Annotated in this window: 8 protein-coding genes; 2 read left to right on the top strand and 6 right to left on the bottom strand. The window is 69.4% G+C overall.

Annotated features, from left to right (window positions below; translation table 11 throughout):
• Positions 1-10 precede the first annotated feature (10 nt).
• Positions 11-3,301 (bottom strand): AAA domain-containing protein, encoded by a 3,291-nt coding sequence (locus ACFC0D_RS15220; protein ID WP_376435024.1) that lies wholly within the window; start codon positions 3,299-3,301, stop codon positions 11-13.
• A 227-nt stretch (positions 3,302-3,528) separates the two neighbouring features.
• Here ACFC0D_RS15220 and ACFC0D_RS15215 point away from each other — a divergent pair, with 227 nt between their 5' ends.
• Both ACFC0D_RS15215 and ACFC0D_RS15210 read left to right on the top strand, forming a co-directional pair.
• The gene (locus ACFC0D_RS15215; RefSeq protein WP_376435022.1) at positions 3,529-10,353 is read left to right on the top strand and encodes a DEAD/DEAH box helicase; all 6,825 of its coding nucleotides are present in this window, start codon (positions 3,529-3,531) and stop codon (positions 10,351-10,353) included.
• Entirely contained in the window at positions 10,350-12,611 is a 2,262-nt protein-coding gene (locus ACFC0D_RS15210; RefSeq protein WP_376435019.1) for a UvrD-helicase domain-containing protein, read from the top strand. Before ACFC0D_RS15215 ends, ACFC0D_RS15210 begins: the two co-directional genes overlap by 4 nt.
• Before the next feature lie 47 nt (positions 12,612-12,658).
• Here ACFC0D_RS15210 and ACFC0D_RS15205 read toward each other — a convergent pair whose 3' ends face one another.
• The 5 genes from ACFC0D_RS15205 to ACFC0D_RS15185 form a co-directional block, all read right to left on the bottom strand.
• Positions 12,659-18,829: a DUF4011 domain-containing protein gene (locus tag ACFC0D_RS15205; RefSeq protein WP_376435017.1), complete on the bottom strand. Its 6,171-nt coding sequence runs from the start codon at positions 18,827-18,829 to the stop codon at positions 12,659-12,661.
• A 637-nt stretch (positions 18,830-19,466) separates the two neighbouring features.
• Positions 19,467-20,090 (bottom strand): hypothetical protein, encoded by a 624-nt coding sequence (locus ACFC0D_RS15200; protein WP_376435015.1) that lies wholly within the window; start codon positions 20,088-20,090, stop codon positions 19,467-19,469.
• Positions 20,091-20,443: 353 nt separating this feature from the next.
• Positions 20,444-21,058 carry a hypothetical protein gene (locus ACFC0D_RS15195; RefSeq protein ID WP_376435012.1) on the bottom strand — a complete coding sequence of 205 codons (615 nt, stop codon included), beginning with the start codon at positions 21,056-21,058 and terminating at the stop codon, positions 20,444-20,446.
• Positions 21,059-21,632: 574 nt separating this feature from the next.
• Complete coding sequence (locus tag ACFC0D_RS15190) at positions 21,633-22,952, bottom strand: class I SAM-dependent RNA methyltransferase (protein WP_376435009.1); 1,320 nt, start codon at positions 22,950-22,952, stop codon at positions 21,633-21,635.
• Between the two features lie 87 nt (positions 22,953-23,039).
• Positions 23,040-25,088 carry an APC family permease gene (locus tag ACFC0D_RS15185; RefSeq protein WP_376435006.1) on the bottom strand — a complete coding sequence of 683 codons (2,049 nt, stop codon included), beginning with the start codon at positions 25,086-25,088 and terminating at the stop codon, positions 23,040-23,042.
• Positions 25,089-25,316 lie beyond the last annotated feature (228 nt).

The following is a 25,316-nucleotide window of genomic DNA, read 5'->3' as shown; positions in this document are numbered from 1 at the left end:
CGACAGGCCCCTATCCCCTCAACCGGCGCCAGAGGTCGATGTCCTTCTTCCAGGCCTTGTTGCCACCACCCGTGGGGCAGAGCCTGTTGTAGCAGCGCCAGTACCAGTTCTCCTTTGCACCGCGTCTGATCTCGATGTCGTCCTGCCCGCACCGGGGGCACTTCGGTGGGCGGGCGAAGATCTCGGCGTGCTCGTGAGTGAGGATCTTGCGGGCGAAGTAGGTGCCGCGCATCGTGACCATGACCTCGCGGGTCCAGCTCTGCGACAGGGCGTTGAGGCTGCCGAGCATCACGGTCTTCTCGTCCACGACGACGATCTTCTGGTGCATGACGTGCATCGGTACGACCGTGTGGACAACCGCGCGCAGGTCCTCGACGAGGGACGCGTTCGCCGGCTTCTTCTGGAGCTGGTCACTGGGGTCGCGGACGAACACGGTCACCCGTACGCCCCGGTCGACTGCCGCGTGCAACTCCGGGAGGATCATGCGGACGCGCCTGGCCACCCAGGGAGTCCACAACCACAGGGAGGTCCGCGCGCTTCTGATGGCGGCGACGAAGGACGCATAGAACGTCGTCTCGTCGTCGACGTCACTGACCTCCACGTGCCGTGAGAGGACCTCCGCAAGGCGGTCGCCGAACTCCCCGCGTGGCACGCTCAGCTCGGGCGGCGTGATCAGGGACTTGGCGCGGAGGACCCGCACTCCGGGCGTGCCGATGAGGGCGTCCAGCTGTCCGAACGGGGAGTCCGGGGCCTTTCGTGCCACCTCCCGGATGCGTGAGGCGCTCGCAATGACGTACACACGGGTCTGTACGCGGGTCATGGCCACGTTGAACAGCCTGATCCCGCTGCGCATCCAGTCGCTCGCCTCCGGCGCACGCGATGCCTTCGCCATCCACAGCGGCCGGCCGTGTTCGCCCTCGACGGTGTCGAAGACGACGACGGGGAACTCCCGGCCCTGGAACCGGTGCGCGGTGCCGACTTCGGCGCTCGGCCCCCCGTCCCGTTCGATGTCGCGCAGCGCCTCCAGCGTGGCCTCGGCCTGGTCTCCGTACGGGGTCACGACACCCGTGGTCTCGCCGTCCCCGCCGTGCAGGTCGATCAGAGCCCGGGAGATGAGCGGGCCCGCGGGCCACCAACCCTTGCTGGGGCCCGTGAGATGGACATGGGCGAGTTCGTGGAGCCCGTCGGTGTCGATGAGGACGATCTCCGGGTCCTCGGAGCTCCTGGGGTTCCGTACGACGGGGCCGGCCTGGAGCACACCGCCGTAGGCCAGGCCGTTCACGAGGCCCATCACAGCACGGCCGAACCTGTTCTGGGTCACCAGGGTCGTACAGGCGGGGTGTGTCCGCGCCGCCGCCGGGTCGGTGATGCCGCAGTGCTGAAACACGTCCGGGATCAGCCAGCGCTGGATGTCGGGGCGCCTCTTGTCCTTCAGCGCACGGGGGACGACCGGGCCCAGCTGCATGAAATCCCCGAGGAGCACGGCCGCCTGCTGGGCGTGGGAGACGGCGAGCAGGACCTCGGGCAGGGAGGCTGCGCCGACCTCGTCGATGAGGACCACGTCGTAGTGGCCGGAGAAGACATGCCGGTTGGTACGGAAACGGGCCAGAGTCGTGGCGACGAGACGGGCGTTCCTGATGATCTCGCCCTGCGCGTCGCGGGCGAGCCGTTCGTACTCCTCCTGGATCTCCTTGTACTGCTCCTCCAGCGGACCCTTCCAAGCTGCTTCGGAGGCGACGACGGGACGCAGGGCCGCGGCCTTCCCATGCCGGGCCGGCCAGCCCTGTTCCTCGACAGTGGCGATGAGCACCTCGGCGAGGTGTGCACGCCTAGCTTCGTCCTCGGCCGAGGCGAGAGCTGTGCGCAGCTCGCCCATGGACCGGGTCAGGGTTTGGCACCGGGTGGCGGCGTCCCCCGCCGCCGTGTCACGTCGGCCGATCTCACTGTCGGAGAAGGGGATCGCGCGCCTCATCTCCTCGGTCTGCACAGCGATCTGAGCACGTCGGCGATCCGCGACGTCGCGGGCCTTGAGGGCGTGATCGTGCGCGTCTTGGTATTGGACTCCCGCGTCACCGCATGCGGCCTGGGCCTCGGTTCGCTCAGCTCGTGAGCGCAGCTTGGCGAGCCCTGTCCGGTTCTCGACCTCGCGTAGGGCGCGCTGTGTCTGGCGCAGCCGCTCCTGGCTCTGCAGAGCGGCGGACTCGGCTGCCGTGGCCGCGTGCTCCACCCGGTCCGCCTCGTCGAGGAGGGCGTCGACCTGCTTCCAGAGGTGGCGGGAGTCCTCGGCGTCGTCCCGGTCCTTCAGTGCCCTGTTCAGGTCCTGGCCGGCCGCCGCCAGGGTCTGGCCGACTTCCCGGGCGGCCTTCTTCAGTTCCGCCACCCTTACATCGCGCGACGCCGCATCACCGAACGGTTCGCTCACCAGGGCACTGGCCTGTGCGTAGGCCTCTGCATCGAACCGTACGAGGCTAGCCTCCAGCTCCGCCAGATCCTCCGCGCGGCTGCGGATGCCCAGTAGTTCCACCGACACCCGGGCACGCCTGTCCTCGACGTCGGCCAGCCGGGCCCGGACCATGAGGGGCAGGGACACCCGCGGGTCGTCGGCGATCTCCTTCAGCTGGGGCGGTCCTACGCGGACGATGTCGCCAGGGTTGTGGTGGCGTCCCCTCAGGACGCCCTTCAGGGCGTTGTCCACGGCGATGTTGGTCGCGGAGACCAGCAAGACCCTCCTGCCCGCGGCGATCAGGTCACCGATGGCCAGCGTGAGGACCATCGTCTTCCCCGTGCCGGGTGGTCCCCACACGAGGCGTACGCCCGTGCCCAGGCAGGCTCGGTACGCCTCCTCCTGTTCGGGGAAGAGGCCGGCCGGTACCTCGGTCCGGGCAAGCTCTCCGGCGGGGCTGCCGGATGCGAGCAGGCTGCCGAGCGGGGTGTCCCCCAACCCGGCGATGCCGTCCCTGAGGGTTTCCAGCAAAAAGGTGGGGGGCTGTTGCAGAACCCAGAGGAAGGGGTCGACCGGGTCCGCGAACTCGGCGACCCTGATGGTCAGCGACGAACCGCTCTGCATGGTTTCGGTGACGGCGAAGCCGGCTTCCACACCCGATTCCTCGGGCCCGGCGAGGCGCAGGCTTTCGAGCTGGTCGGGGTTGAGTTCGGTGCCCCGCAGATCCACGGCGTACCGGCCCGGCTCGCCGGCCCGGGCCGCGCGGCCGATCCTGCGCCACCGCGGGCGCTGACCTGCTCCTCCTTCCACGGCGATCCATTCGTCGACTGCCGTGGTGATCTCATCGCGCCAGCCCAAAGCTCCCCCTTTTCGGCTCGCGAATGGTAGATCTTGCGGAGGCCCCGGCACCTCCCTTTGCGTGAAAGCCGTGGCCTCCGCAGGGGAATGGAAAGGTTCGAGACTCGGATCGGTTCCTATTCGGCCATGTCCCGGTCTTCGTCAACCGGACTGCGGACCGGTCTGTCCGAGGCGGCATATACCGTTGACACAGCTCGCCGACCTGGCACGAAGCGAAGGAGAACGTCGTGAGGCCCACGCTGGCCGCCGCGCAACTGCGGGGCAGTCTCACCCAGTACCTCACGACGACGTACGCGCTCACCGACGAGGACACCCGGCGGGCGCTGGAGCGGTTCCTCGAGCATCCCGAGACCGGAATGTTCCGCGGTCCCTATCTACGGATCAGGACCCCCTTCCACAAGGCCGGTGCCGGCTGGGAGAAGCACCTGGAGTGGAACCCGGGCTTCACCCCGTACCGGCATCAGGCGAAGGCTTACGAGCGGCTGAGCACGCTCCACGGGCCCGCCCTGCCGACGCTGGTCACGACGGGGACGGGTTCAGGGAAGACCGAGTCGTTCCTTGTGCCCGTCCTCGACCACTGCCGCCGTGAGAAGGCCCTCGGCCGGACCGGGGTCAAGGCCGTGCTGCTTTATCCGATGAACGCGCTCGCCACCGACCAGGCAAGCCGCATCGGCGACTATCTCGCGCAGCCGGACCTGGCCCAGGTGACGGCGGGGCTCTACATCGGCGACCGACCGGACACCGACTTCCGCCGGGTGATGACGCGGCGCGAGGAGATGCGGCAGTCGCCGCCCGACCTGCTCATCACGAACTACAAGATGCTCGATCTGCTGCTCCAGCGGACCGAGGACCGCGCGCTGTGGCAGGACTCCAGGATCCAGTACGTGGTGCTCGACGAGTTCCACACCTACGACGGGGCGCAGGGCACGGACGTCGCCATGCTGCTGCGCCGCCTGGCGATGACCACGGGTCAGAGCGAGCCCGGGCGTCCCCTCGGTTCGATCTGCCCGGTGGCGACCTCGGCGACCCTCGGTGAGGCCGGCCCCGGGGCCGGCCCCGGCTCCATCCTGGAGGTGGCGGCGCAGGTCTTCGGGATGCCGTTCTCCTCTGACGCGCTGGTGGGCGAGGAACGGATGACACCCGAGCAGTTCACCGGACCGGTGAACTACGGGCTGCCCGAGCCGCCTTCGCCCGAGGAGGTCATCGCCTGCTCGGGCGGCCCCGATGTGGTGTCGCGTCCGGACAAGCTCGATCTCAACGCCCTGGCGGCACGGATGCTGGGACAGCAGGGCCTGTCCGCCTTCGAGATCGGACGGCTGCTCAAGCAGCACGACTTCACTCAGGGGGTGCTGTCCCTTCTCGACGGGGACCCGCTGAGCGAATGGGAGCTCCGTGACCGCCTCGGCCGGTTCGGGTACGCCTGGGGCCGGACCGCCCGGGAGAATCCCCGCCTCGCTGTCGCCGCGCTCGCGCGGTTCGTCGCCCTGCTGTCGGCCGCCCGCGATCCGGAGTCGGACGAGCGCCACCCGCGGCCCCTGCTTCATGTGGAGACCCACCTGTGGGTCCGGCCGGTGGGTCGGATCGTGCGCGGAGTCGGCCCCGGCAAGCCCGAGTTCCACTGGTACGAGGACGATCGCGCTCGGCGCTCCGCCCTGCCCGCGACGCCCCCTGAGGGCGACGAGGAGCCCGAAGCCGGCCAGATCGGGCACGTGGCGCGTTCTCATCGCGCGCAGTCGGCGATCGGTGCGGACACCGCCATGCGACAGGCGAGCATAAGGCTGCCCGCCGTGTACTGCCGCAACTGCGGCCGCTCCGGCTGGGCGGCCATCTCCCCGGAGGCTGATCCCCAGCAGCTGGTGATGGCCCACGACAAGATCTGGCGCGCCAGCGTGGGGCGGGAGAAGCGGCGGGTCCGCTATTTCATCGCCGCCACGGCCGCGGAGCAGGAGGACACACTGGCGGCGGTCAGCCAGTCCCGGCCCGCGACGGGGGGTGGACAGTCGCCGGCGCTGATCCTGGACGGTGCTCAGGGTACGTACCGGCTGCCGGTCGCCCAGGACGCAGGGAACCTCCAGGACGCCAGCTTCGTCCTGGCGATCACCGAGAAGAAGACCGCCGACCGAGCCGCCGTCGATCAGCGCTGCCCCGCCTGCGACACCGACAACGCGATGCGTTTCCTCGGCACTCGGCCGGCCGCCCTGGCGGCCGCGACGGTGACCCAGCTGTTCACCGGGCAGGAGGTCGCGCTCGAAGCGGAGGAGCGCAAGACCCTCCTGTTCAACGACTCGACCCAGGACGCCGCCCACCGCGCGGGCTACGTGGCGAACCGGTCGTTCACGTTCTCTCTGCGCTCGCTCCTCGCGCGCAACCTCGACGAGTCCGGCAAGCCGTCCGCTCTCAACGACCTGATCGGGAACGTGCTCGACTCCGTCGAGGATGCGCAGGCCCTCGCCGCCGTCGTCCCGCCCGATCTGTACGACGAGCCGGGCGTGGACCGGCTGCTTTCCGGGCGGGGCACGGGCGACCTGCGGACCTGGAAGCTCATCGGAGAGCGGCTCGCCTTCGCCACCGTCATGGAATTCGGGCTCCGTTCCCGGCAGGGCCGCACCCTGGAGCTGACCCGGACGGCGGCCGCCGAGGTCGTCATCGACGACCAGCACCGGATCACCATGCTCGCCCGCGACCTGCACATGGCCCTGCCCGGTCAGCTGCTCGGCACCGGACTGCCGACGGCCGAGCGCTACCTCGCCTTCGTCCGCGGACTGCTGGAGCGGGTCCGAGTTCGCGGTGGCGTCCGGCACCGGTGGCTGGAGCCGTGGATGAAGGACGCCGGGGTGACCCGGTTCAAGATCTGGGGTGGTCGGCCCGACGGCATGCCGGCGTTCCCCGACAGTGTCGCCGCGCCGCGCTTCCTGCTCGACGGCGACAAGGGCAGGTCCGACTTCGACTCGACGACGGCTCGCGCCGGCTGGTACCAGGACTGGGCACGCCGGTGCCTGGGCCTCGATGCCCCCGGGGCGGCCGAGTACCTCCGCAGGCTGCTGCCCGTCCTCGTCGGCGAGGGGCTGCTCGCGGTGCGGACGGCACAGGACCGGACGACGAAGGTCTACGGCCTGCAGCCCGGCCACATCGAGGTGCGGCTACTCGAGGACGACATCGTCAACAAGGCCTTCGTCACCTGTGAGGCGTGCGGCTGGCAGCAGGTGGTCCACCCCTCCCGGCGGACCCGCTGGTACGGCCATCCCTGTCCGCGGTACCGGTGCCGCGGACAGATCACCGCGCCACAACCGGGTCAGGCCACGGTGCTGTCCTCCGGTTCCACCAGCTTCGGCGGCCCCCGGCCGCGCGACTACCGCGATGACTACTACCGGCATCTGTACCGGACGGGTGGCACGTTCCGGGTGGTCACGGCCGAGCACACCGGCATGCTCACCCGGCCCCAGCGGGAGCGCGTGGAGCGGGCCTTCCGCGACGGCACTCACTACACCGACCCGAACGTGCTGTCGTGCACTCCGACTCTGGAACTCGGCATCGACATCGGAGACCTGTCCGCGGTCCTGCTGGGATCGCTTCCGAAGGGCCCTGCCAACTACGTGCAGCGAGCGGGCCGCGCGGGCCGCAAGACGGGCAACGCCCTGGTGGTGGCCTTCGGCGGCCGCCGGGCCCGCGACCTGTACTACCTGGACGAACCGCGGGAGATGATCGCCGGGGACATCGTGCCGCCCGGCTGCTACCTCTCCGCCGTGGAGATCCTGCGCCGCCAGTACACGGCACACCTTCTGGATCTCGCGGCCCGGGGTCGACTCACGACGAGCGACGGCGAGCCGCTGCAGCCCGCTCCGCGCCTGGTGTCGGCGCTGTTCGGCAGTACGGCCTGGTGCCAGGAGCTCGCGGACGCGGCCCTCGCCCATGGCGCCGTGCTCGTCGAATCGTTCCTGGACCTCTTCCCCTCCCTCCCCGGCCGGCCGGACACCGGGGTCTCCGAGCAGGCCGCCGAGGAGCTGCGCACGTACGCGTGCGGTGGCATCGTGCGCGCGCTCCAGGAGGCCGAGGAGGAATGGACCGGCCGCGGCGAGGAACTCCGGCGCCGGATCCACGCCATCGACACGGCGATGGACCAGCTCGTGCGCAGTGACCCCGAGCAGGAACGCGAATGGCGCGAGTTGCGCGCCGAGCGCTACGCGACGGGCAACCTGCTGCGCGACCTGAACCAGACCAGTGCCCACGGGGCTCTCGTCGAGCTCGGTCTCCTGCCCAACTACACCCTCTCGGACACCACCACGCAGCTGGAGGCCACCCTCTACTGGACCGAGCAGCCCGAAACCGACGGAGCCAAGAAGACCTACCACAGCGAGGTCCGGGACTACGAACGCTCACGCCGGTCCGCGCTGTCCGAGCTGGCGCCCGGAAACAGCTTCTACGTCAACGGCTACAGGCACGTCGTCCGGGCCATGGACATCGGCAGTCCGGAGCGTCGTGCCTGGTCGGTGTGGCGGCTGTGCCCCGCCTGCGGCTACGTCCGTACGGAGAACGCCCAGGCCGATGCCTCGCCCTGCCCCCGGTGCGGCGGCCGGGAGATCGCCGACGCCGGCTGTGTCCAGCGCGTTCTCGAACCGAAGCGGGTCATGTCGCGCGACAAGCGGGACGACGCCCGGGTCCGCGACGACAAGGACGAGCGCGACAGCAAGAGGTACGCCGGCCTCACGACCGTGGACATCGACCCGGTGCACCTGGCCATGGGCTCCTGGCGCCACGACACCGCCGTCTTCGGCGTCGACTTCACCCGCCAGGCGGTGGTGCGCACGCTGAACCTGGGCCTCGACCGCCAGGACGGCAGCAGCACCGTGCCCCTCGCCGGGGCTGACGTACGGATCAACCCGTTCTACGTCTGCACGAGCTGCGGCGGCGCCACTTCCGACGGGCGACCGGTCGTGGACCACCACCAGGACGCGCTCACCGAATCCCTCGCCGCGGCGACGAGGGCCAGCGCTCACCACCAGCTGTGGTGCCCGCGCCGCAAGGTCCGCACGAGCACCCCGGAAGGCCAGGGGAAGGGGGAGGACGTCCCCTTGCTCCTGGCCCACGAGCTCACCACCGAGGCCGTCCGCATCCTGCTTCCCGCGTCGGTCTCCCGTGTCAAAGAACGCCTCGCGTCCTTCACCGCCGCCCTGTTCGTGGGCATCGCCGCACGCTACGGCGGCGACCCGGACCACATCGACATCACTGCCGCGTCCATGCCCGACGGCAACGACCCGGAATGGCCTCGCCGTTTCCTCGTCGTGTACGACCGTCTGCCGGGCGGCACCGGCTACCTGCACCGGCTCGCCACCTCCGACGGCTTCCGGGAAGTGCTGCTGAGGGCCCGCGAGGTGATCGACAGCTGCCCGTGCATCGAGAAGGGCCTCGACGGCTGCCACCGCTGCCTGCTGCGCCGCGTACCGGCCGGCGACTACGACAAGGTCAGCCGCAACGAGGTCCGGCAGATGTTCGACGAGCTGCTGGGAGCCGACGGCGGCGACTGGGCCACCTCACCGGTCGCGGCCACCCACCAGATCCCGCTGGAGCGGCAGGCCGAGAGCGATCTCGAGGTCATGTTCCTGGAGACCTTGGGCGAATGGGCGAAGCAGCCCTCGGCCAAGGCCAGCGCGGACGCCTACACGACCACGGCCGGAACGTACTCGCTGGACCTGCGACTGACCGGCGTCGACGGAGCCACTGTCAGCTGGCGCGTCTCCCAGCAGCGGGTCCTCGACGGCACCCGACCTGACGTCCTCTTCGAACGCACCGACGCACCCGGTCCGCGGATCGCGCTCTACCTCGACGGATACGAGTTCCATGCCGGGCCCAAGCACAAGGACAGGCTGGCCGACGACGCCGTCAAGCGCACCCGGCTGCGCGCCGACGGAGTGCGGGTCTTCCAGCTCACCTACTACGACGTGAAGGACTGGCGGACCCGAGTCCGTGACACGGGCTACGCGAGCACCGGGCCGGAGCACCCGGTCTGGGTGCCGTACGGCGAGCAGGGTCAGAAGCGTGCCCGCGACTACTACGCGGGCGTGCACGGCGGCCTGCCCGGCGAGCTGTCCGCGAACCTCTGGGTGAATCCGGCAGACCTTCTGATCGCTCATCTGCGTACCCCGGACGCTTCCTTGTGGCAGCAGCGCGCCGAGGCCGCCGCCGCAGGGCTACTGGGCGCGGGAGCCCGGATCGCCGCACTGCATCCTCAGGCGATCGGTGAACAACTCCTCACCGCGCTGCGGGGAGGTGTCCCGCAGGGGCCCAAGGGACCGGTGCAGCTGCTGACCGCGGTCGACGCCGCGGGATGTGTGGTCACCGCTGCCGCGGACGGTCGGCACCGGCCGCCCGTGTGGACCGCGCTGACCCTGCTCGACGACAGTGACCGGGCCCTCTCGGACGAGGCCGCGCACAAGCGGCGCTGGCAGGGCTGGCTCTACTGGAGCAATGTGCTGCAGTTTCTGGAGTACGGAGGCGGTGACAGTGTCCAGTTGACGACCAGCCTGCTGGAAGGGTTCACCGCCGACGGCCTCGCCGTCACCGGGGGTTCGGGCTGGCTCGAGTCACAGCGGGTCGAGCAGCCGACGGCCGTTACGGCGAGCTCCGCCGAAGGCCTCGCGGAAGAGCCTGCCCCAGTCATCCCCACATCTGGGTCTGCCCGGCCCTCCGACACGGTTCATGACACCGGCTGGGAGCAGGTACTGGAGTTCCTCGACCCCGATGAACCCGGCCTGCTCCCTCTCAGCCAGGGGCTCCGCGCTCTGGGCGTGGTGCCGCCGGAAGCCGGATACGAGTTGGACGAGCACGGTTGGATGGCCGAACTCGCCTGGCCCTCCGCTCGGATCGCCGTGGTGACGGCCCACCGCCCGGTCGACGGAGAACGGGATCACGATGCGGAGGACCGGGACAGGGCTTTCGCCTCGGCGGGCTGGCGGATCCGCACAGCCGCCTCTTGCACCCCCCAAGACATCAAGGGCCTCCTCGCCACGGCAGAGGGCGAAGACACGGACACGAACGACGGAGACCAGCACCGATGACGACCACAGGCGTGACCCTGCGTCTGCTCGACAAGGCGGACAAGGAGATCCTGAGGCTGCCGCGTGCGGTCAAGGGCGCGATCTACGACTTCCAGCACAAGTTCAAGGAGAACCCTCAGCTCCGGGGCCTTCGGCTGAAGCAACTGGAGGGCCACGACCGGCTCTGGTCGGCCCGCGTCAACGACGAGTACAGGGTCCTGCTGCTGCGCCTGGCGGACACCGACTGGCTCATTGTCTCCGTCAAGCACCGCAAGGAAGCCTACGAGAAGCTCGACCGGCTCTCATACGGCATCAACCGGATCACCGGCGGCATCGAGTACGTCGACCTTCAGATCGTCGAAGAGAGCGTCCTTCGCCGAGCGGCGACTCCCAGGCCCGCCATCGTCCCCACCGAGCCTGCACCGGCGCCCGCGCCCACCCCCGTCCCGCTGTTCGCCGCGTTCTCCGACGAGCAGCTCACCGACCTCGGCGTTGCGGGACCGCTCGTACCGGTCGTCCGGACTCTGACCACCGAGGATCAGCTTCTCGGCCTGGCGGAGTACGCCCCTCAGCTCACCTCGGAAGTCCTGCTCGCACTCCACGATGGTGCGTCGTACGACGCGGTACTGGAGCAGATCACCAGTCCCGTCTCCGCTCCGGACCCCGTCGACACCGACGACTTCCGGGCCGCCGCCGAGCGGCCCGCCACCATGGTCACGACGACGGACGAGGCGCTACGAGAAGCCCTGGAGGGCGGCGACTTCGGTCGGTGGAAGGTATTCCTCCACCCGACCCAGTCCCGGCTCGTCGAACGCGAGTACTCGGGTCCGGCCCGGGTGGGGGGCGGGCCTGGCACCGGCAAGACCATCGTGGCCTTGCACCGAGTCAAGCACCTGGTGGACCGGCTGCCTCCTGGCCGCAACAAGCCCGTCCTCCTCACCACGTACAACAAGAACCTTGCCGCCGACCTGAGGTCCCGTCTCCTCCAGCTGGGTGGCGAGGAGCTGTTGGCGCGCGTGGAGATCAGCCACGTCGATCAGCTTGCCCTGCGCGTCGTACGCGAGGCCGAGCCCGGAAGTGCCAAGCAGACGCTCGACGAGAGCCAGGCTCTCCGTGAGTGGCGTGCCATGCTCGACGAGCTGGGTGAAACCGGGTGGGACGCCCAGTTCCTTCACGACGAGTGGTCGCAGGTCATCCTGGGTCAGGCCGTCGTCTCCCGGACCGAATACTTCCGTGCGCGCCGAGCCGGCCGGGGCAAGAACATCGCACGGGCAGAGCGCGCCGAGATCTGGCAGCTCTCTGAGCGGTTCACCCAGCGACTCGACCGCCTCGGACGGCAGACCTGGGAACAGGTCGCCGAGCGCGCCGCGCGGCTGGAGATGGACCGCGAGCGGCGGATCCAGGCCGTCGAGCGTCAGCGGGAGGAGGCGGGTGGTCTTGACAACATCCATCTTCAGGCCGGGTCGGCGGGCTGGCTGCGGCACCGATTCCAGCACATCGTCGTCGACGAGGCACAGGACCTGCGGGCCGCGCACTGGAAGCTGCTCCGGGCGATGGTGCCGCATACCGCCAACGACATCTTCCTCGTGGGCGATACCCACCAGCGCATCTACGGCAACCAGGTCACGCTGGGAAGCCTCGGTGTCCACATCCGCGGCCGCTCGGCCAAGCTGACATTGAGCTACCGGACGACACGACAGATCCTTGGGTCCGCACTCGGCGTACTCAGCGGTGAGAGCTTCGACGACCTGGACGGCAGCACCGAGGACCTGGCCGGTTACAGGTCCGTCCTGACCGGAAGCCTGCCGCAGTTGCACGGTTGCGACGACTGGGAGTCCGAGCAGGAGTCGATCGCCACGCTCCTCGCCGACTGGATCGCCCTGCCGACACCGCCCGGGCAGATCGCCGTCTGCGTTCCGACCAACGCCATGGCGAGCGAGCTGGCTTACACCCTGCTCGCCCACAAGGGGATCAAGGCCGTCGAGATCGGCCCCGAGGGCCCTCGGGGAGACGAAGGCGTGCACATCGGCACGATGTTCCGCTTCAAGGGACTCGAGTACCAGCGCATGGTCATCGCGGGGGTGCGGGACGGGCTCGTGCCCCGGGAAGCGGTCAACCGCCTACGGAGCGACGATGCCGTCCGCTACCGGCGCGAGCTCCAGCGGGCCCGCTCTCTGCTCTTCGTCGCGGCCACCCGGTCCCGGGACAGCCTCGCCATCTTCTGGCACGGCCGTCCGAGTCCGTTCCTCGAGCCCCTCATGCATTCGCCCGCTTCATGAACACACCGGGCGGCTGAGCCGCCCGGTGTTCCGGGGCACACAGCCTTTCAGTCGCGCACGTGCCGGATGTGGGCGGTTCGCCGCTTCCCTGAGCCGTCTTCGTACTCGACCGTGGAGCCGGCCGTGGACCACAGCAGGGCAACGGCGAGAGGCGTGAACGGGCTGAGCACCTCGCCCTCCTCCGTCGCCGGACTCTGAGAAGTGATCTCGCACTCCTCAACGTCCCTCGACCCACCGAAGGTCAGGCCGACCAGGCGGCCAGGGGCAACCATCTGTCCGCCGGCTGCGCGTGGAGTGGAGGGCACCGCCCTGAGAAGAGCCTCCAGGAAGGTGGCCCGCTCCTTGAGCTGCGCGCACCGCTTCTCCCGGTGGCGCCGGTTGTCGGCGCGCACCCGGTAGTCGGTGGCGGTGTCCAGGGGTTCCGGCTGCCTCAGGTACTCACGGATCTGGGAAAGTTCGTTCTCGACGCGGCGACGGGACGTCTCGGCCAGTGCTGTCACCGGGTACCGGGTGACAGGGGCGGCTTCGTCGCGTCGCGGAGCCGGCACGGTTCCGCTCCGCCGCGCGGAGGGAGCGGGGGCGCCGACGGCCCTCGTTCCGGTCCCACGAGCCGAAGAGGGCCGCCGTGCGGGCCCGCTCAGCGGTTCGGCTCGCGGCGACGAGACCGTCAGCGACGGTGCTTCAGGTCCCGCCGAGCTGCGTGCGACCACGCGCGGGCTACGGGGGCTCGTCCTGGCGAGGGCCACCGCGCGTTCGACAGCAGCACGAAGCCGGGCTTCGGCTCCGGACCGGTCGCGGTACCAATCGGTGCCCCAGATCCGGTGTAGCTCCCAGCCGAGCCCTCGCAGCACTCCTTCACGCAGACGGTCACGGTCGCGAGCGGCTTTCGAGGAGTGGTACATGGCGCCGTCGCACTCCACGCCCAACGCGTACAGGCCCGGCCGGTCCGGATGCCGGACGCCCAGGTCGATGCGGTAGCCGGCGACACCGACCTGGGGCTGTACGTCATAGCCCCAGTTGCGGAGCACCGCCAGTACGGATTCCTCGAACGGGCTCTCCGGCTGGGCGTCAGGGTCCACCGACTCCTGGGAAAGCACGGACGGACCGCTCTGCGAATACCGCAGGTAGCGGCCGAAGTGCCGGAAACTCTTGCTACCGGTGTCTCCCACCTCACCCGGTTCGAACGAGGCCACGACCTCCACGCGGTAGCGCGCTCGGGTCACGGCGACGTTCAAACGGCGCCAGCCATCGGCCTTGTTCATCGGGCCGAAGTTCTTCGAGAACTTGCCCTGGGCGTCCGGGCCGTAGCCGACGGAAAGGATCATGACGTCCCGCTCGTCGCCCTGCACGCTCTCCAGGTTCTTGACGAAGAATCCGTTCAGCCGGTCCTCGGAAAAGCATTCGTCGAGGTCAGGCCGCCTCTGCCGTGCCGCGTCCACGGCGTCCTGGATCGCGACAGCCTGGGACTGGGACAGTGCGACCACACCGAGCGATCTGCCCTGACGCGTACTGAAGTGGTGGATGACCCGACGGGCAACCTCCGCCGCCTCCCCCGGGTTGTTCCGAGCGGCGGCACCGGAACGGTAAACGCCCTCCGCAGCGCGGTAGAAGGCGACGCCGACATCGTCCCCCTCGGCGTGGGCCCCCGGGAAGGTGGTCATCGACTCGTCGTAGAACTCCCGGTTGCTGAAGGCGATCAGGTCCTCGTGGCGGCTGCGGTAGTGCCAGCGCAGCGACAGGCTCTCCAGCAGCCCGCTCGCCTTGCAGAGGTCCAGCACGGAAGCGAACCTGTCCGGGGCCTCCTCGTCCTCGGCGTCCTCCTCGGCGTCGTCCGCCGAGGAGAAGAACGCGGTGGGCGGAAGCTGCTTCTGGTCGCCGGCGACGATCAGTGCCCGGCCGCGGTAGACACAGTTGATGGCGTCCTGCGGCAGCACCTGCGATGCCTCGTCGAAGATCACCACGTCGAAGACGAAGTCGGGCGGCAGGAAACGACTCACGGTGAGCGGACTCATCATGAAGCACGGCTTGACCCGTGACACCGTGTCCCTGGCGGCTTCCAGCAACTCTCGTACGGGCTTGTGCCGGCTCTTCTTCTCGCCTTCGCGCTTGAGCAGCGCCGCACCCGGGGTGTTCGCACTACGGGGACGGCGGCCGTCGCACGCCTGGACGACGCGCAGACGGGCGTGGTCGGCCAGTTTCGCGTCCAGTTTCCGGAAGCCGGTCACCAGGTCGTCGCGGTCGGCGGACCGGGAGACGGCCAGTCGTCGGTCGGCCGTCAGCTGGAGATCCGCCCAGGCGCGGAGCACCGCGCGTTCGACCACGTCCGGGAAGCCTGCCGGAGCGACCCCGCGGCGCACGGCCCGGTCCACCAGGTCCCCGAGGCCCAGACCGTCGAGGGCGCTGCGCCCGATGTCGTAGGCGCGCCACTCGTCGGGACCGCCGCGGTCACCGTCCAGAACGGCGAGCGCCTTGACGGCCACGTCGTGGCCGCCGGCGAACGACCGGCTCAGCTGCTCGGCGCGTTCCGCCCGGAACAGCCCCGCCAGCGCCTCCGAGGCACGTGACCACGCGTCGGCGGCGGCTTCCAGTTCCGCGTCGGCTTCCGCCCGATAGAGAGTCTCAGCGGCGGAGACGCTCAGGGAAGCCTCCTGCCGAAGCGCGCACGACTCGCGCAGCGTGGTGATCCAGTCCAGGCCGGTGGTCAGGTCGGCAACCCTGGTTTTCCGGTCCGCGTAGAGGTCTCCGAGGAGTTCCCGGTCCGCTTCCGCCCGTGACTGGAACTCGGTCACGGCGGCACGCGCCGCCCGTACGTTGCGGACGGCCGCGCGTGCGGCGGTGAGGGTCCATGTGCCTGGCGCCGCGACCCCGGTTCCGTCCTCAGCGGCTGTCCGCTCCACGGTCCGAATCAGGCGCTCCGCGGTCCGGAGCGGTGCCACATGGGCACGGCTCCACTGCGCGGCGGCACGGAGGCTTCCCGGTTCCAACTCGTACGACGGCCCGGGCATGGGCGGGAGCACGAGGGAATCCCGCCACTCGGCCAGCCGGGCGGCAGCCTGTTCCGCAGTGTTCCTCGCAGCAGCACGTGGTTCCCCTCCGGAAGCCATCTCGCGTGCCAACGCGTCATGGTTGATCACCCGTGGGGCGAGCCGGAGGATCTGGTCGGCCCGTCCGATGAGGGAGCCCAGGTTCTCAAAATCGGTGTCCTGGCCCTGCCAGTACTTGCCGAGGATCTTTGCGTGGTGACTGACCTCTGCGTCCAGGGTCCGCGCTGCCTGTTGCCACGCCACCGCCGCTGGCAGCGCGGCCAGCACTACCTTGCTGCACTTGCCGCCTTCGGGGAGCAGCGACCGCACCACCCGCCGATCCGCGCGACATGCCGCGGTCAGCCTTGCCGTGATGGACCGGTGCACGGTAGCGAACCGGTGCGCCACGTCCTCGAGGGACTCCTCCTGCAACACCCGATCGGTGAAGAACTCTTCGGCCTTTCGCCGGGCCTCGCACAGCCGGTCGACGGCTTCACGCAGGACCTGCGAGGCGACCCTCGCGCTCTTCGCACTCTCCCCGGTGAGCCATACCGCTGGCGGCTTGGCGTCGTCGGTGTGCCCCGCCAGGCCGGCGAGGCGCCCCAGGCGAAGCGCCTCGTCGCAGGTCTCGGGTGCCGGAAGCCCATACATCGCGGCCACCGCCGCCAGTGACTTGACCGCCTGGTCGAGTGCCGCTGCGTCCGCTTCCAGTCGATCGCCGAGCTCGCGCGTGGCGTCAGCAGTGAGTGCACCGAGTTCGACCGCCGGGGGCAGCAGAGTTGCGAGAGCGGTCTCCTCCGGGCTCGGCGTGGAGTCCGCCTCTACTGCCAGTCTGTCCCATGCCACTCCGAGTGATCGCTCCGCCGAACGTTCGGCTTCGACGACCTCGTCCAGGCGGAGCCGGAAGTCCGACACGTCCGTGGTCAGACGGTGGTGGTCGGTGGTCAGCCATGAGAGCGGCAGCGTGGGCCGTCGGCTGGCGACACGGAGAAGGGAGGTCAGCCGGGATGTGTCCCGAACACCCTCCCAGTCGAGCTCTGACAGGAGAGCCGCGTGCTCCAGCAGCCTCGTCGCCAGCTCACCCAGGGTTTCGGTGGTCAGGTCGAGCACCTGCAGCGGGTCTTCGCCGGCGGTCAGCCCGTACCAGGAGAACGCGGCGCCTTCGGCTGCAGGACGCCACGACCTGCTGACCTGACGGGCGGCCACGTTCGACTGACCGAGCCGCTCAGCCGTGAGGGCCGCCGCATCGAAGGCAGAACCAGGGGGCAGCGGGTGGGAGTCGTCCAGAAGGGAGATCTGCCCGAGGACATCGTGCAGGCTCGCGTTGATGCCTGGTCGTATCTCGTTCATCGCCGCCGCGTATCCGGAGAGCTCCTTACGCAGCTGACGCGCGCGCTGAAGGTCCGCCTGGGCACTGCCGGGCGAGGTACGGCGAGGCGCCAGCAGCGCCTGACCGAGTTCCTGCGCCACCTGCTTCCGGCCCATGTTGTTGCTGTGCAACGCCAGGACGTAGTCGTCGAGACCTACATCGCCGAGGCGGTTGCGGACCACATCGAGGGCAGCGGCCTTCTCGCTGACGAACAGCACGGTGCGGCCCTGCTCCAGCAGGCCCGCGATCATATTGGTGATCGTCTGGCTCTTGCCGGTGCCGGGCGGTCCGTCCATCACGAAGCTGCGGCCTTCGAGCGCGGCGGCGACGCACTGCCGTTGGGACGAGTCCGCGTCGAGCACGAGCGGAGCGTTCTCGGGCGGCTGGATCTCATCGATGCGGTCTGTGTCGACGGGTTCGAAGGCAAAGGTTCCGGAAGCGATTCCGGAGTCGGCACCGAGCCCGATCGCTCGCACGAGGTCGCTGGCCTGAACTCGGTCGGCGTTGTCGAGGAGGTCCCGGTACATGACCTCCTTGCTGGAGTTGAACGTATCCAGCACGACCCGGTTGGTGACTTTCCAACCGCGCATCCCAGAGACCGCGTTCCGAACCCGCGCGATCAGAGCCGGAATGTCTCGGTGATCCACCTGCTCGACGCTCGGCCATGCGACACCCAACTCACCCATCTTGATGGCGAGGGCCGGATTGAGGGACGGTTCCTCATTCGCGTTGATCTTCAGGACGTACGCATCCCCGCGACGCCGCTCCAGAACGACCGGCACAATCACCAAGGGAGAACTGAAGCTCTTCTCGGCGGATGAGGCCGGCGTCCAGTCAAGGAATCCCACGCCGAGATGGAGAACCCACAGGCCGTAGTCGTTGAACTTCTCCCGCGCGACCAGGGCCAGACGCCGTAGGTGCCGAGCCTGCTCGGCCTGAGTGGCCTTGGAGGTCGTGAGCTGCACGCCAGGGCGGGCGGCGCCGACTCCCGCCCGGGATGCGGGGGTGTCGATCGCCCTGGCGCCGGCGGTGGAGCTGATCGGGATCGCCTTGGCGGCAGGCGCCGAACCGGCGGTCCCGTCCTCGGGGTCCTCGTCTCGCACGACAGAGAAGGTGCAGCCCCGGGAAAGCCCTTCCAGCACGCCGACGAGCCCGGGCTCGACCAGGTCCATGCCCGCGGACGAGGAGCGGCGCTGGTAGTTGAGCAGCCGGTTGCGAAGACTCAGGTCAATGAGCGAGTCCCGCCATGAGGCGAGCAGCTTGTCCAGCCGAGCGCGGTCTGCGGCAGGCAGCGAGCCTTGACGGGGCATACAGCGCAGCTCCCTCACTGTAAAGATGCCGTGAAGGCATGAGGCGAAATGGGTGAAGCATAGCGGCGCGTCGCCCCCATGTACGTGGGAGATCGCCAGGAGGACGAGACAAACGCGGAAGAGGCAGGGGCAGAGGCGGGACGACAGGGCTCCAGAAGGCGCGACCTGCCTCCACACCGGCCGTTCCGCGCCTCCGGATGGTCCACTTGAGGCTGGCCGGTCAGTAGTCGAATGCGTCGAGGTGCCGGCGCAGCAGGTCACCGATGACTTCGCGGCCCCCTTCGACTGGCAGCGGCGAGGGGGTCTCCTCGCCATTAGCCATGGGGAGGCTGCTGGCGAAGCGCACGAGGCAGGCGCCGGAGCGAAGGAGTCACGCAGCCAGACGGCGAAGGCGTCGGCTTCGTCCGCCGTCACATCGGTGAGGGTGATGTAGGCGTAGTCGGGCTCGGCGATGGAGGCGGTGCCGTCCAGCCACACGTCGGGCGTCAGCTCGATCTCGAAGTCCAGCACCGCCATCTCGTGGACGCCGGACCGACGGTGCCCGATGGTGGGGTCGGGAAATGTTCTCGCAGGGCTCGCTCAAGAGACTCCAGCGTGGCGCCCCAGGCTCCGCCGTTCCCCTCCGGGGGTAGAAGGCGAAGTTCGTCCGGATGTTTCGTTCCGCCCGGCCGGCTGCCACTGCACGTGGTGGGCCGAGCTGGCCTGGGTGAGCGGCGCTGAATCAGGCACGTCCCCCATCGAAGAGGACGGCAAGCCGTTCGAGACGACATCGGTCACTGGCCTCCCCGCGTTCTCTTGGATCGGTTCGAAGCGTGAGGCTTTCTGAACTACCCGACCACGCCTTCGCCTTGGGGATGCCCGGCCGAACCCTCCCATCGAGGAGCCGGAACGTGATGGTGTCAGGGCCCGGCTTTCGGCAGCACGGAGCGGCAGGGTGTGATGCGCTTCCTTCGCCGCCTCCAGGTCGGCGATCGGGGCTGAATCCCGTCCGCACAAAGCTCGGACATCCGTGCCGTTGTTGCGGCTGAGCACGGCAGTTGGACCGTCCGGAGCTCGCCGTGGCCGCAGTCGGGGGCGCACCCATCCCAGGCGTCGACGAGGCGGCGGTAGGTGCGCCCGTTGCGGGGTCGCCGACACAGGCGCACCTCCTCGGCTACTTGGCGGGGATCGTCCACTCCACGGGCATGTCGGCGCTCTCCGGGGCGTAGACGACGGTCGCGGGCCGGCTGTTTCCGGGGACGGGGTACACGACCTTGCCGCGGACGCATTTACCGGGGGCGAGCTTGGTCTCGACGGGGAACTCGGGCTTGGGGAAGTCTTCCCAGGTGCTGCTGGACGGCTCGATGCGGGCACCGTCGGCGTAGGACAGGGTCCAGGGGAAGGTGGTGGCGAGGAAGACGCCCTTGGTGCTGCAGACCTTGAGCTCGAGGGCGGCCCAGACGTATTCCGGTTGGCCCGTCTCCTCAGCTGCCGACCCGGCGGACTTGACGCCTTGCTCGTAGCTCAGCGCGGCGCTCGTGCCACTGACGTCACCGTCGGGGTCGTCCCACTTCAGGGTTGAGCCCAAGGCGAGGGTGGTGGTCGAGGCGTTGGTCGGCTCTGCGGCAGCGGTGGTGGTCGCCGTGGTGGGGCTGGTGGTGGTCGGGCCGGCTTTCGGGTCCTCGGTGGTGCTGCCGCAGGCGGTGAGCGCGAGGAGTAGGCACGTCGCGACGGCGGCTGTGGTGGTGCGGTTGTGCATGCTCGTCCCCCAGGACGTTTCGTGATGAGAGGTGCTCATGGTGCGATTCAAGGGGCGGTGAGAGGCTGCTGTTGGCCCTGCCGTGACATGACCAAGGCCCGCACTGTGGCGGGGCTGCAGGTGTCCCGACATGGCAGACGTGGCCTCACGTGTTGCACCTGGCGGTACCGCTGTTCAAGCGGCCTTGCTGGCAAGGTGCGGCTCAAGCTCGTTGAGTTCGATGACCGCGCGGCCATGTCATTCGTGGCCGTAGTGGGTGAAGTGGCCGCGGTGAAGCGGGCTGCGGATGGCGCCGGGGCGGGTTCCGGTGGCGACGCGGGTGTCGGCGAGTACGGGTCGGATCATGGGGAGGTGATGCGCCCCGCTCCGCCGCGACGGGGCTCCATGGTGGGCTACTTGCGGCGCTTCAGCGGCTCGCAGCCGGAGATGGACAGCAGGCCGTCCTTTGCCGAGATTGTGATGATGATCCGCTCGTCCTTGTTCGCCGACTTCAGCTGCGGCATGACGGACTTGTCGGTGGGCTTGGTGGACACCATGCACAGCTCGAATACGCCGGCTTCGGCGCCGGGCGTCTGGTAGGTGCCGGCGGGGATGTCCTCGCCGATGATGTAGTCGCCGTCCGGGTAGTCGGCCGGAGCGGCCGGCGCCTTGGTCTTGGGCGCTTCGGCTATCTTCGCCGGCGCTGTGGTCGGCCGAGCCGCGGGCGTCTTGGACGCGGGCGCCTTGACTGCGGGTGCCTGGGTGGTCGCGGTGGCCTTCGGCGCGGCCTTGTCGTCGCTCGTGTCGTCACCGCCCACGATCGCGCCGAGGATGACGAGGAACGCGAAGATGCCGCCGATGGTGATGCCCGTGATGGCCCACGGGCTCATGCCCTTCTTCGGGGGCGGGGGGCCGTAAGGGCCCGGCATGGTCTGACCGTTGTACGCCTGGCCTGGCTGCTGAGGATGTCCCCATGCGGGGGTGTGGCCGGGCTGCTGGGGCGGGTACGGCGGCTGCGGGTTGCTCACGGCGGTCCCCTCGCTGGTGGTCCTGATGTGGAGGTGGCGTGAACGTATCGTGCGCACCGGCCATTTGGAGGGGGATCTCCCAGATCGGGACAGGAAGAGCCCCGCCGGGCCGGGCGCTGTTCCGGCGGGGCGGGGCTGGGTCCTCCGTCCGTGGGTCCGGGGCTGTAGCGGGCCTCGGCGAACTGATGTGATGTGTCCACGGTACGGCGGGGGTCTGACACCGGGCTACGGGCGGACGGGGCTACGCCTGAAAGGCGGCGGTGAGGGTGAGGCTGCCGATCTCGTCGTCGAGTCCGAAGCCGAAATCCTCGTGGGCCCAACCAGCAAAGCGCCCACGAAGGATGTGACGCAGCGCTGCGCGGTCCTGCTCGCTGACGTCATCCCACTGCAATCAGCGACGCCGGGACCCGGCTGCTTTGCTCCAAGTCCCGCAAGCCAGCCTTCAGGCAGGTGCCTCGCACTCAGCACGACTCGCCCGATCAGCAGATGACGCCCGCCAGAACGAGCGTCAACACATCCCACGTAGCGCCCACACCACCCAAGGGCACACCCGTGAAACCCCGGCCCAGAACCCCTACTTCACCGGCTCCAGAATCGCGACACACTCCACGTGATGCGTCATCGGGAACAGGTCGAACGCCCGCAGTGTCCGCACCCGGTAGCCGCCCTCCTTGAAGTACGCGATGTCTCGGGCCAGGGCCGCCGGGTCGCAGGCGACGTAGGCGATCCTTCGGGCTCCCAGGCTCGCGAGGTGCTTGACCGTCTGCTTGCCGGCGCCCGCGCGGGGCGGGTCCAGGACGATGAGGTCGACCTCGGTGATGCGGGTGCGCGGGAGGACCTGGTCGACCTTGCCCTGTTCGATGCGGACGCGGTCGTACGCCTCGAGGTTGTGGCGGGCGTCCTCGACCGCGCGCTTGCCCGACTCGATGCCGAGCACCGCGCCCTGGTCGCCCACTCGGTCGGCGATCGCGCCCGCGAAGAGGCCGACGCCGCAGTAGAGGTCGAGGGCCGTCTCGCCCTTACGCGGCGTCAGGCCCTGCATGACGGCGAGCATGAGGGTCTGCGCGGCCTTCGGGTGGACCTGCCAGAAGCCGCCGTTGCCGACGCGGTACGTGCGGTCGTCGGCGCGCTCGCGGACGAACGGGCGGCCGTGGACGCGGTGGACGCCTCCGTCCTTCTCGTCGACGCGGAGGACCGAGACCGGCTTGTCCAGTTCCACCAGGGGAAGGCGCGCGCCGGGGCGCGGGGTCAGGACGACCTGACGGTCGCCGGAGCCCGAGGCGGCGATCGCCTCGATCGAGGCCATGCCCTCCCAGGTCCGCTTCTCGATGCCGAGCTCGGAGACGCCCTCGGCCGCGATCATGCAGTGGTCGATCACCTCGACCTCGTGCGAGCGGTGCCGGCGCAGGCCCGCGTGGCCCTCGGTGTCCACGGCGTACTGGACGCGCGTCCGCCACTGGGGGACCTCGCCCGCCGGGAGCTTGTCGCCCTCGGCCGGCATGACGGTGCCGTCCCAGCCGGCCTCCTCGGGGGTGAGCCCGGCCAGCCGCTGGAGCTGCTCGGCGATGACCTCGCCCTTGAGGCGGCGCTGGGCGCCCGGCTTGGCGTGCTGCCAGTCGCAGCCGCCGCACTTGCCCGGGCCCGCGAAGGGGCAGGGCGCCTCCACGCGGTCCTTCGAGGCCTCCAGGATCGTGACCGCGTCGGCGCGCAGGAAGCGGGACGTCTCCTCGCCCTCGGTGACCCGGGCGACGACCCGCTCGCCCGGCAGCGCGTGCCGGACGAAGAGGACGCGTCCGGCCTCCGTACGGGCGATGCAGTGGCCGCCGTGCGCCACCGGGCCGACCTCGACCTCGTACTCTTCCCCGACCAACGAAGGAACAGGTGCGTTCTGCATGACGGGGGAACTCCAGAGAATGAGAGAGGTGGGCCGCCGCAGCGCGGCAGCCCACCGGTCTACGTGTCCGCGACGACGCGGGACGCCTCAGCTCTTGGCCGCGGGCTCCTTCGGGCGCTTCTCGACCGGGCCACGACGCACCGAACCCGGCGCGTTCCAGTCCTGACGCTTCCTGGCCCGCTTCTTCGCGGCCTCGGAGGACTGCAGCTGGTACGGGACGGACGTCACCATCACGCCGGGCGTGAAGAGCAGTCGGCCCTTGAGCCGCAGCGCGCTCTGGTTGTGCAGCAGGTGCTCGTACCAGTGGCCGACGACGTACTCCGGGATGTAGACGGAGACGGCGTCGCGCGGGCTCTCGCGGCGGATGTTCTTCACGTACTCGATCACCGGCCGGGTGATCTCGCGGTACGGCGAGTCGAGGATCTTGAGCGGTACGTTGATCCCGCGCCGCTCCCACTCCTCCCTGAGCGCCCTGGTCTCGGCCGGGTCGACGTTGACGCTCAGCGCCTCCAGCTCGTTCGCGTGCAGCAGCTTGGCGTAGGCGAGCGCCCTCAGCGTCGGCTTGTGCAGCTTGGAGACGAGGACGACGGAGCGGACGCGCGAGGGGCGTACGTACTCGTCGGGGCGCTCCTCCGCTGCGGCGATCTCCTCCGCCACGGAGTCGTAGTGGCGGCGGATCGCGGTCATCGTCCCGTAGAAGATCACCATGCCGAGCAGCGCGACCCAGGCGCCGTGGGTGAACTTGGTGGCGAGGACGACGACCAGGACGAGGCCGGTGAAGAAGGCGCCGAAGGTGTTGATCGCGCGGGAGCGGATCATGTGGCGGCGCTTGGCCGGGTCCCTCTCGGTCTTCAGGTGCCGGTTCCAGTGCCGGACCATGCCGGTCTGGCTGAGGGTGAAGGAGACGAAGACGCCGACGATGTACAGCTGGATCAGCTTCGTCGAGTCGGCCCCGTAGACCCAGACGAGGAGGGCGGCGGCGCCGGCGAGGAGCACGATGCCATTGGAGAAGGTGAGGCGGTCGCCGCGGGTGTGCAGCTGGCGCGGCAGGTACCGGTCCTGGGCGAGGATCGAGCCGAGGAGCGGGAAGCCGTTGTACGCCGTGTTGGCGGCCAGGAAGAGGACGAGCGCGGTGGCCGCGGCGAGGAGCACGAAGAAGAATGTTCCGTCGCCGAACACGGCGGCCGCGACCTGTGAGATGACCGGGTCCTGGACGTAGCTCTCGCCGACCGGCACACCGTTGAGCAGCAGATCCTGGGCGGGCTTCTCGGCCATCCGTACGTCGGTGGCCAGCGCCAGGAAGATGATGCCGCAGAACATCGTGACGGCCAGGGCGCCCATGAGGAGCAGCGTGGTGGCCGCGTTCTTCGACTTCGGCTTGCGGAAGGCGGGAACGCCGTTGGAGATCGCCTCGACGCCGGTGAGGGCGGCACAGCCGGAGGAGAAGGCACGCAGCAGCAGGAAGAACAGCGCGAAGCCGGCCAGGCCCTGGTGCTCGGGCTTGATCTCGAAGTCGGCGGTGGGGGCCTTCATGGTCTCGTCGAGGACGATCCCCTTGTACGCCCCCCAGGCGATCATGATGAAGACGCCGGCGACGAAGACGTACGTCGGGATGGCGAAGAGGCTGCCCGACTCCTTCACACCGCGCAGGTTCATCAGCGTCAGCAGAACGATGACGCCGACCGCGCAGAGGACCTTGTGCTCGACGACGAACGGGATGGCCGAGCCGAGGTTCTCGATACCGGAGGAGATCGAGACGGCCACGGTCAGGACGTAGTCGACGAGCAGGGCGCTGGCGACGGTCAGTCCGGCCTTCGGGCCGAGGTTGGTGTTGGCGACCTCGTAGTCGCCGCCGCCGCTCGGGTAGGCATGGACGTTCTGCCGGTAGGAGGCGACGACCGTGAACATCAGGACGACGACGGCCAGCGCGATCCACGGGCTGAAGTGATAGGCCGACAGACCTGCGATCGACAGGACGAGCAGCACCTCGCCGGGTGCGTACGCCACCGAGGACAGCGGGTCGGAGGCGAAGACAGGGAGAGCGATGCGCTTCGGGAGGAGGGTCTCCCCGAGCTTGTCGCTGCGCAGAGCCCGTCCGATCAGGATCCGTTTGGGAAGGTCGGTCAGTTTGGACACGGAGAGGATCGTAAGCGTTCGAAAAGAGCCATGCTCACCGCGACCCCCAATCCGCACGGAATCTCCGTGCCCACTACCTCGGATGCGGTCCCGTTCGGGGTTGCCGCATAAGCTCGGATCGGGCAGCACGGCAGGGCGCTGCCCGCCACGGCCCGGGCCAGTCGGGTGAGGAAAGTTGTGAGCAGGGTGTATTCGCAGGTCAGTAAGACGATCAGGAGTGCGGGGTAA

Source organism: Streptomyces sp. NPDC056222 (assembly GCF_042264065.1).
Classification (GTDB): Bacteria; Actinomycetota; Actinomycetes; order Streptomycetales; family Streptomycetaceae; genus Streptomyces.
This window is presented reverse-complemented; position numbering and strand designations above follow the sequence as displayed.